This is a genomic window from Veillonella sp. VA137 (assembly GCF_003992015.1).
Classification (GTDB): domain Bacteria; phylum Bacillota; class Negativicutes; order Veillonellales; family Veillonellaceae; genus F0422.
Genome location: NZ_RQVK01000008.1, coordinates 93,918 through 103,980 on the forward strand (window position 1 = coordinate 93,918; position 10,063 = coordinate 103,980).

A 10,063-nucleotide genomic window follows, 5' to 3' on the forward strand; every position below is an offset into this window, starting at 1 on the left:
TGAATCATGAAGAGGAAACACTGGCTACTAGGTGTTGTACTGAGTGGATGTGTAGCAGGCATTGGATTTGGCTTACAACCACTGAGTGAAACCTATGTAGGACCCTATGTGCAAGAACAATTACATACAGCACTGAATGGAACTGTTTCCTATTCATCATTTCACATTGGTTGGGATGGGTCCGTTCAAATGAAAGACCTTGTCGTAAATGATGCGAAGGGGCAACCTGTGCTTACTGCAGATGCGTTGACGGTATCCATTCAATGGCTAAAAGTATTACAATATCCTTTTGGGCAGGTATCACCAGATGCACTGCTAGGTACCATTACTGTTATCTCACCACATGTGAATGTGGTGCAAGATGAGCAGGGACAATGGAATGTACTACAGTTAGTAAAGGAGCGAGAGTCAGATAGTCCTAGTCAATTTAGTGGACTGTTGCGATTAGAAAAAGGATCTCTATCCTTATTCTTGCCGCAGGCAGAACCATTGCAACTATCAGATGTGAATGTCACTGTCTTAGGGGATGGTGGACATATGCTAGATGGAGTTGTAGATGCCCAATTAGGAAAGGATCACATCCATTCCAAGATACAATGGGCGTTGGATGACAGCGGTAATCGTTTGTTTTATGTGGAAACACCACATTTAGATATAGCTCCTATAGTAAGTCGCATTTCTCTGCCAAATGCAGTAAGCTCTATGACGGGTGAGCTGACAGATATGGCGTTGACAGTAACACAACGTGGCGGCTTCTGGTATGGTGAAGGGGGTCTTTCCTTCCAAAACGTAGGAACAACGCTTCAAGACTATCGGTTAACATCTGGGAAAGGAACACTTCAAATCCATGGAGATGTGTTGTTCTTGGACGGAATCGAGGCAAATGTGAATGACGAACACCTCCGTATGAATGGTACTGTACACCATGTCTTTGATGAGGATCCTACATTACATGTCAACGTAGGATTAAAAGGATGGAATCTAGCCTCCTTTAGTCAACTGCCACTCACAGGAACTATTACGGCAGATGCACTCCTAACAGGTCCTGTGTCGAATGTAAAAGCCAGTGCCGATGTAGAGTTGCGAGATGTGACCTATGAAGGAATCACAGTGAATCGAGGGAAAGGACATCTTTCCTATGGAGACCAAGTGATTCATGTGGAAGATGCAGAACTGAGTACCCAAGGGGGAGCCGTGAGGGGTGCTGGCTCTTATCATATGGATACAGAAGATTTCTCAGCACAATTGGAAGTACAAGATGTATCCTTGTATGGAATGCCTCTTGAGGGACTACCTTCTGTACATGGCACAGTGAGTGGGTCCTTAACCATTGAAGGGAAACAAGGGGCGATTTCCAATATAAACGGATCTGTACATGGACACCATATTGAGTATCAATCTATCTTAGTAGAGGCCTTGGATGCTAGTGTATCTTGGGATGGTACACAGCTAGTGGTGCCGTATATGAATGGTACTTGGGGTCGAGGTACTTTCACGGGTAGTGGTCGATTCGGCAATGGTATATTTGGTATTAATTTGCATGGCATTAATATTGGATTAGAACAATTCAATGAGTGGAGCTCTAAACCGTTGGGCGGCACTGTTTCTTTAGAGGCTAACTTACAAGGGTCCCTAGAAAATCCGACGGGAACGGTTATGATTGCTGGTGAAACGCTTTCCTATGGAACAACCAAGTTTGACCGTGCTTTTGTTAAGACTAAGTTAGAGGATACTATCCTCCATATTCTTGAAGGTGATTTGGAATATAGAAAAAGCACCTATGATCTAGACGGATTTATCCGATTAGACGGTGAACAAACGATAGATATCAAAGGTTCTGCAAAGGATGTGCGTATCGAAGATGTGTTGCCAAACTTTACAGATATTCCTATGACAGGATGGCTTAATACGGATGTTCATGTACAAGGAACAGTACAACGCCCGCAAATAGAAGGGCATCTGAAAGCTTGGGATGGTTCCGCATACGGTAAACTCTTTTCATCCATTGAAGGGGCCTATACATATCATAATGGTCATCTCCATTTGCCAAGGTTAGATATCAGTACCTATGGCTCCTCTATCATTGTAGATGGAGATATACAAGATAAGCAGCTAGATATTAATTTTGTAGGCGATGCGGTACCCATTGAACCATTCGTTCGTGATGCGGGTCTTGACATAGTTGGCTATGTTGGTGCAGAAGGTCATCTCGGTGGTACTGTAGATGCCCCAATCTTTGAAGGAAATGTGCAGTCCGATACGATGCAGGTGAAAGATACTACCTTGCATGATATAACAGGTTCTGTGTACATTACACCACAGGTAGTGCATCTACAAGGGTTGACTTTCACAGGCAGTGGCACTAGTCGCTATGAAGTGAAAGGTGGAGTTCAATTAGAGAATCCAAAACGCTTATTTGGGTATGTGCATGTCAAAGATGGAGATTTACATCAATTATTGGCGTTAACCAACGCACAAGTACCAGATGTGAATGGAAAGTTGCAGGCTACCATTGAGTTAGGTGGTACTAGTGACAGTCCGAGACTGGACGTAAAAGGAACTCTTGAGGATACGACTATTCGCGATGAAGTGGTAGGGACGGCTACGCTAGACCTAGGTTATGGTGGGCGGACGATTGATATTCGGACCTTCAAATTACCTATTAAAGAAGGCCTTATTGTGGGCAAAGGGAAAGCCGATTTGGATGGCTCTACGGATATTCAGTTGGTGGCATCGAAAGTGCCGGTACAAACCGTACTGCCTCTAGTAACCAAAAATGTAAATGCACAGGGAAATTGGAATTTTATCATCAATGTGCATGGACTTACGAAATCACCAAAGGTAGAATTTTCCAGTGAAGTGGAACAAGCAGTCATCAATGGTATTAGCCTAGATCAGTTGAGTATCTTAGGAACCATGGAAGACCAAGTAGTGAATATCCAACAAGGAATGATTAAAAAATCAGACTCTTCTATTAAAGTTCGCGGCAAGATACCATTGGGGGCTTTTGTAACCAATGAATACGTAACCGATGATATGACGAAACAGTTTGATGTGTACGTGGACATGAATGAGGCAAACTTGTCTGTTCTACCACTGATGTTTAAAGAAGTGCAGTCTGCTGACGGCGCTATTCATGGTGTTGTTCATGTGACAGGTAATTCGTCGAATATTTTAGCCAATGGTACTGTAGAGCTCGCTAATGGATCTATGCAATTACAATCTTTGAAAAAGCCGGTGACCCAATTAAAAGGACAGCTGTTGTTCCGAGGCAATCATGTAGATATTACAGGTAGCACCACAATGGGTAAGGGTAATGCAGGTCTATCTGGGAATATTGGTTGGATGGGCTCTGGCATTACGTCCTACTACGGTGCGTTGCAGATGAAAGGCATCGAAATTGGTCATGCCTTCTATACAGGCCCGTTAGATGGAGAACTGTACATCGTCGACAAACAGGATATGCCGACATTGGTGGGGGGTATTACACTGCATGATGTGGTAGCTTCGATTCCATTGAGCTTTGAAAGTTCAGATACATCCATTCCATTAGGCTTAGACTTAACCATTGATGCGAAAGATAATGTACGTCTTTATAATCCATTGCTCTACGATATGTTCTTGCAAGGTAAGGTTAAATTTGAAGGAACGGTAGGAGAACCGAAGGCGAGTGGTAAGTTATCCGTCAACAAAGGGCATGTGAAATATTTAAAAAATCGTTTTAAAATCACAGAAGGACAGGCAAAGTTTGTTACAGGTAGTATCATTCCTGAACTCAATGTACGGAGTATGGCAAATGTGAAAAATTATCGCATATCTCTACAAGCGGAAGGACCTGCTACGCAGATGAAATTAAAATTAACGTCTGAACCTAATTTGTCGGAACGTCAAATTATTTCACTGTTGACATTTGGTCGGAATGTGGGCAATGCTAGTGGAGTTACATCAGAAGATGCCAATGCTTTACTGACATCTAGTTTACAGTCTTTGGCATTTGGCTATATCGAAGATGTGTTGCAAGATACACTGGGATTAGATTTGGTGAATTTTACCACAGGTTCTTTAGACGGAAAAGACTCTCGTGATTTGCAGGAAAAAAATAATTTTAACGTTACCATCGGTAAATATGTAGTACCGGATTTGATGATCACCTTAACTAGAGGTCTTAAGAACGACCATGTGTCGTATGGCTTTCAGTATGATATCAATCGTAGTATTAGTGCTACAGGGTGGATTAATAATGAAAATAAACACTATTTAGGGGCGCAGTGGCGCTATCGATTCTAAAGGAGGTGAAAGTATGCTCAATGATTATATCGCCAGTGTGGATACAATTGATTTATTGACCTGGGAAGAAGAACAGAGGCTCTGGAAGGCTTATGAAGAAGAAGGAGACTTGGAGGCTCGTATGACGATCATTGAGCATTACCAACCTTTAGTATTGAAAGAAGCTAATGTGTACCAATCTTCTAAGGTAGATAGGATGGATTGCATTCAAGAGGGGACCATTGGGCTCATTGAAGCGGTAGAGCGATATGATTCTAAGAAAGGTGTAGCCTTCTCCCTCTATGCAGTACATCGTATTCGAGGACGTATCTTGGACTATCTTCGTAAGGAAGGTAAGGAAGGGATTGTGCTACAATCGGAAACGGAAGATGGTGAAACTTGGTGGGAACAATTACCTGCTGAGGGCCCTTCTACAGAAAGCGTTTGTGAGGAACGCATGTATGGTGATATGGTCACATCAGCTATGAAACAGTTGCCCTTGGCGGAGCAGCACGTAGTGGAAGAAGTGTATTACAAGGACCATAGTGTAGCCTCTATTGCAGATACCTTGGAATGCAGTCATAGTTATATCCATCGATTGCGAAGAAAAGGATTAGCCCGGCTCAAAGGTTTATTAGAAACAGCTAAAGAGACATGGGATAAAAGTTAATTTTGGTGAATAGAGACTATCTGACTATAAAGCACTACCTAAGTGTCAACTGATTCGTTGATGACAAGGGCAGTGCTTTTTGTCTACAAGGATATATCGAAAAAACTCCCTTGACATAGATAGGGTTTTTGTTTATTATAATTATATTATTATATAAGCAACAGTGATGCGAAGGACATGACCCTAACCATCTATACTTTCAGAGAAAGATACCTTGGCTGTGAGTATCTAGTGTAGACTTAGACGTTACCACCTTCAAACTGGTTTGGTGAAGGCTTAGCTTGTAATCAAATCCGTGTGGACCCGTTATCGTCCGTAAGAGTGAGTCCTATCAATAGGGGCTAACTAGGGTGGAACCGCGAAGATCTTCGTCCCTTGTGTGGGAGAAGGTCTTTTTTTGTTGGTAAAAAGTATTGCCATCCCCAATGGCATAGTAGTATTAGACCTAGGGAGGTAACCTATGAGTGAAGTAAATATCATTTTACCTGATGGAAGTTCTAAAGCCTTTGCAGCGGGAACTACATTGGGTGAAGCAGTAAAACAACTATCAAACAGCTTAGCAAAAAAAGTATTAGCCGCTGATGTAAATGGAGAATTAACAGACCTTCGTGAAGTATTGGTGGAAGGTTCTAAGGTAAGCTTTTTAACATTTGCAGAAGATGGTGGTAAACATGCATTCCGTCATACAGCATCTCATGTGATGGCGCAAGCAGTAAAACGTTTGTGGCCTGATGCGCAATTGGCCATTGGACCAGCTATCGAGAACGGTTTCTACTATGACATCGATATGGAACATAAATTAGTGCCAGAAGATTTACCGAAAATCGAAGCGGAAATGAGCCGTATTGTAAAAGAAAACTTACCTATCGAAAAAGTATTGATGGAACGCCAAGAGGCACTAGATTTCTTCGCAGCTAAACATGAAAATTATAAAGTAGAGTTAATCAATGATTTGCCTGCTGATGCAGTGATTTCTGCGTACAAACAAGGTGAGTTCACTGACCTTTGCGCAGGTCCACACTTAGCAAGCACTGGTAAAGTAAAGGCTTTCAAATTACAAAGTATTGCAGGTGCATACTGGCGTGGCGATGAAAAAAATAAAATGTTGCAACGTATTTATGGTACTGCTTTTGAAAAGAAAGAAGAACTAGAGGAATACTTACACTTATTAGAAGAAGCAGCTCGTCGTGATCATCGTAAATTAGGCAAAGAGCTTGGCTTATTCGTTATCAAAGAAGAAGGACCAGGATTCCCATTCTTCTTGCCAAAAGGTATGGCAGTACGAAATGCCTTAGAAGATTTCTGGCGTGAAGTACATCATGACTATGATTATGAAGAGGTTCGTACTCCAATCATCTTAAGCCAACATTTGTGGGAAACATCTGGTCACTGGTTCCATTACCGTGAAAATATGTACACAACACAAATCGACGGAGCAGAATATGCCATAAAACCAATGAACTGCCCAGGCGGTATCTTGGTGTATGCAAACGATATGCATTCCTATCGTGATTTGCCGATTCGTATGGCAGAACTTGGTTTAGTGCATCGCCATGAATTGAGCGGTGCTTTACATGGTTTATTCCGTGTACGTAGCTTTACACAAGATGATGCCCATGTATTCATGACTCCATCTCAAATTAAAGAAGAGTTAATGAGCGTTATCGACTTATTCGGTCGTATCTACTCTCAATTTGGCTTGTCCTATCATGTAGAGTTAAGTACAAAACCAGAAGGCGCTATTGGCGACGATGCAATCTGGGAATTAGCAACAGAAGCATTGCGTGAAGCGATTGAAGCAAAAGGTATTCCATATCGTATCAACGAAGGTGATGGTGCGTTCTATGGCCCTAAACTAGATTTCCATATTCGCGATTCTATCGGCCGTACATGGCAATGTGGTACTATCCAATTGGATATGAACTTGCCAGAACGTTTTAACTTGGAATATATCGCAGAAGATGGTCAAAAACATCGTCCAATCATGATTCACCGTGCATGCTTTGGTTCTATGGAACGTTTCATTGGTATCTTGATTGAACACTTTGCAGGGGCGTTCCCAACTTGGATGGCACCAGTACAAGTGAAAATCCTTCCAATCAGTGAAAAACATGTCGAATATGCTGAAAAATTACGCAAAGCATTTAAAGATGCCTATGTGCGTGTGGAACTAGATGATCGCAGCGAAAAGATCGGTTACAAAATCCGTCAAGCACAAATGGAAAAAGTATCCTACATGCTTGTGGTAGGTGACAAAGAAGTGGAAGAAGGAAAAGTAGCTGTTCGTAAACGTGGTGTTGGTGAACAAGGGGCGATTCCTTGGGAAGAATTCTTGGCAAATATCCAACAAGAAATTAAAGATCGTGCATAATCACTAAAATAAACAGGATAGTATGGAGGCACTTTGCGTGAATCTGATACATGGATCCTAGTGGATTTTTGATGATATAAGTATTGTGTATACATATGAAAAGCATCTTCACAAGAAGGTGCTTTTCATCATATAATACAATTAGAAAGAAATTGGTCTTTCCTTTTCTAGTATTCCAAGTAGAGGTGATGGAATCATGATTACATTTGACGATGCAGAAAAGCAAAAATTAAGTCCTGAGGATTTAAAAAAATTAAAGAAGCATAATGATATCAATGAATGGCCGTGTCCATTATCAGATGATATGAAAAAGCAAATGCATGATAGCTTTAAAGTTGTGCCTAAGAAAAAGCCGTAGCGACCGATGATTAGGTTCGCTACAGCTTTTTTTAGAAAAATGAAGAAACGCCATACATAGGATGACGTTTCTTGTGGGGGCTATATTTATATAGTAAGTGATATGTACAACTGCATCATTAGAGGTGTATGTGAATGCACATATTTTGGCAATCAGATAGTTGTATCAAGAGATATAGATTCTATTGCAGATAGAATACTACATTTGCTGTTTTGTTAGCGGACATATCTCCCTTCTCTATAGGTGTAGAGCTAGATAAATCCATAGATTTTACTGCAAGCATAGCATATCTAGGGTTTACCTCCATAGTCTGTGTGCGTGTAGTTCCTAAGCTTGCGGATTTAACAGGACCTAGTTCGCGGCCAAGAGATTTTGCAATCACTTCCGCTTGGTGGCGTGCATCACTAATGGCAGATGCAGATAATTGATCTTCTATCTCTTGGGATACATCGGTTTGGAAGGTAAGGGAATTGATATCAGAAGCGCCACTAGCAATAGCTGCGTCGATGGCTTTTCCAATAGAGGATGTGTCATAGACCCTTACAACAACAGTGTTGTTTACATTATAACCATTTAATTTTGAGTTCCCATCAATGTAATCGTAATTAGGGTTGATAGTAATGTTAGATGTTTGGATATTATTTCTAGATACGCCTAAATGTTGTAGGGATGAGATAAGTTTAGACATAATCGCATCATTTTGAGATTTTGCAGATTGAACAGACGTATTTTTGCTAGATACCCCAAGGTTAAGTAATGCATAGGATGGTGCCACTTGGCGAACAGCTTGGCCTGTGACGGATATTTCTCCAGCGGACATATTTGCAGTCATATCTGCAGCCATAGTGCCCACTGTGGCAGATGTCATCAGTGCGCCGATAGTGAAAGCTTTCAAAAGCAATGAATGTTTCATAAAATCGTCCTTTCTATATGATGTACCTGTTGACAAAGAAAAAATAAGTACCCTACAATGGTATATATACAGTACATCTAGTATTTGTTATTATACTACATAAACTATGTGAAAGTATGATGAAGGTTAGGAGTAAAACTATGAACCCTATTGATATTATGTTAGATCATAAAAGTATTCGACAATATAAACCGATGCGAGTATCTCCGCAACATTTAAGTATTTTGTTAGATGTAGCGAAACGGACTGCTACAAGCATGGGGATGCAAACATTCAGTATCATCCGTATTGTGAACCCAGAAATTAAAGCAGCCATTGCAGAAGTATGTAAACAAGACTATGTGAAAGATATGCCTGAATTGTTTGTATTTGTGGTGGATGCCTATCGCAATGCACAAATTATGAAAGAAAAAGGGCTAAACCTTGATACGGCAAGTGATGCGGATCGATTCTTTCAAGGGTGGACTGATGCTTGCCTAGCGGCACAAAATATGGTGACCGCAGCAGAATTGGCAGGATATGGTACAGTATATTTAGGTAGTGTGTTAAATGATGCAGAGAAGATGATTGAAATTTTGAAATTACCTGAATTAACATTCCCTGTGGTAGGACTTGGCTTAGGTATGGCAGATCAAAAACCAGCGTTGAAACCGCGTATGCCAAGAGAAGCAAATGTGTTTGACGATGCGTATAGCACATTTGATAATTATCATGAACTACTAGAAGATTATGATGAAGAAATGAACCAATATTATGATCTTCGTAGCCCGAATTACCCATTGCCAAAATTTACAGATCAAGTAGTGGGACGATTACAGATGAAAGATGAGAAACGCAGTGCTTTGGTGGAAATGGCAAAAACTCAAGGGTTTCATTTGTAATGCTATGTAGTCTTTGACGGTTTCATCTGTATATAGCAAAAGAAAACGAGCAACACATTCCTTCACAAACGGCACTACGTAATGTTTGTTCAGGAACATGTTGCTCGTTTCTATATTTTTGTTTATATGACTGATATAAGACCGTCATAAGACTACTACGCATGACTGCATTCTAGTGTGGGGGATGCTGTGCTCTTATGATGTTTGGGGAATTTAGGTAGTAAGGAGCCAAACAAACTGTTCTGTGTATAACTACGTTAATCAGAAGAAACATAAGTAGTCCCGTCACATGAGGGTATAAAAAAACGATTATAATTACAAGCAAGAGGTGTACATTGTGCTTTAGATTAGGTGTACTTAATTTAGTTGTTTTAAGAAGGGCTAGATTATATAGGAGAATTCTATAGAAAAAATATATATAAATACAAAAAAGTGGGGTTGCAAATTATTGGTAAATAGCATATAATACTTTTAGTGCTTGAGACACAAGCACTTTTAATTTTCTCAAAAGTTATTAACTAAGAAAATTAAAAAAGATTAAAATAACTGTTGACACGAAATTGTGAATCTGTTATTATAATCTAGTCGCCACAACACAGTGTTG

The 10,063-nt window shown here is 40.5% G+C and carries 6 protein-coding genes; 5 read left to right on the forward strand and 1 reads right to left on the reverse strand.

Going from position 1 to position 10,063, the window contains the following annotated elements; all coding sequences use genetic code 11:
- Positions 1–6 precede the first annotated feature (6 nt).
- The 4 genes from EO116_RS05500 (at position 7) to EO116_RS08475 (ending at position 7,665) form a co-directional block, all read left to right on the forward strand.
- The gene (locus tag EO116_RS05500; RefSeq protein WP_127160979.1) at positions 7–4,287 is read left to right on the forward strand and encodes a translocation/assembly module TamB domain-containing protein; all 4,281 of its coding nucleotides are present in this window, start codon (positions 7–9) and stop codon (positions 4,285–4,287) included.
- A 13-nt stretch (positions 4,288–4,300) separates the two neighbouring features.
- Entirely contained in the window at positions 4,301–4,936 is a 636-nt protein-coding gene (locus EO116_RS05505) for a sigma-70 family RNA polymerase sigma factor (RefSeq protein ID WP_127160980.1), read from the forward strand.
- A gap of 460 nt (positions 4,937–5,396) precedes the next feature.
- Entirely contained in the window at positions 5,397–7,307 is a 1,911-nt protein-coding gene (gene thrS / locus EO116_RS05510; protein ID WP_127062078.1) for a threonine--tRNA ligase, read from the forward strand.
- Positions 7,308–7,503: 196 nt separating this feature from the next.
- Positions 7,504–7,665: a hypothetical protein gene (locus EO116_RS08475; RefSeq protein ID WP_164726081.1), complete on the forward strand. Its 162-nt coding sequence runs from the start codon at positions 7,504–7,506 to the stop codon at positions 7,663–7,665.
- 181 nt (positions 7,666–7,846) lie between these two features.
- Here EO116_RS08475 and EO116_RS05515 read toward each other — a convergent pair whose 3' ends face one another.
- Positions 7,847–8,578: an SIMPL domain-containing protein gene (locus EO116_RS05515; protein ID WP_126940692.1), complete on the reverse strand. Its 732-nt coding sequence runs from the start codon at positions 8,576–8,578 to the stop codon at positions 7,847–7,849.
- Positions 8,579–8,718: 140 nt separating this feature from the next.
- Here EO116_RS05515 and EO116_RS05520 point away from each other — a divergent pair, with 140 nt between their 5' ends.
- Positions 8,719–9,459, forward strand: a complete 741-nt coding sequence (locus EO116_RS05520; protein WP_127160981.1) for an NADPH-dependent oxidoreductase — start codon at positions 8,719–8,721, stop codon at positions 9,457–9,459.
- Positions 9,460–10,063 lie beyond the last annotated feature (604 nt).

Bases quoted from the DNA above. Each gene is read 5' to 3' on its own strand.
- EO116_RS05515 (WP_126940692.1), bottom strand. From the start codon at position 8,578: ATGAAACATTCATTGCTTTTGAAAGCTTTCACTATCGGCGCACTGATG.
- thrS (WP_127062078.1), top strand. From the start codon at position 5,397: ATGAGTGAAGTAAATATCATTTTACCTGATGGAAGTTCTAAAGCCTTT.
- EO116_RS05505 (WP_127160980.1), top strand. From the start codon at position 4,301: ATGCTCAATGATTATATCGCCAGTGTGGATACAATTGATTTATTGACC.
- EO116_RS08475 (WP_164726081.1), top strand. From the start codon at position 7,504: ATGATTACATTTGACGATGCAGAAAAGCAAAAATTAAGTCCTGAGGAT.
- EO116_RS05500 (WP_127160979.1), top strand. From the start codon at position 7: ATGAAGAGGAAACACTGGCTACTAGGTGTTGTACTGAGTGGATGTGTA.
- EO116_RS05520 (WP_127160981.1), top strand. From the start codon at position 8,719: ATGAACCCTATTGATATTATGTTAGATCATAAAAGTATTCGACAATAT.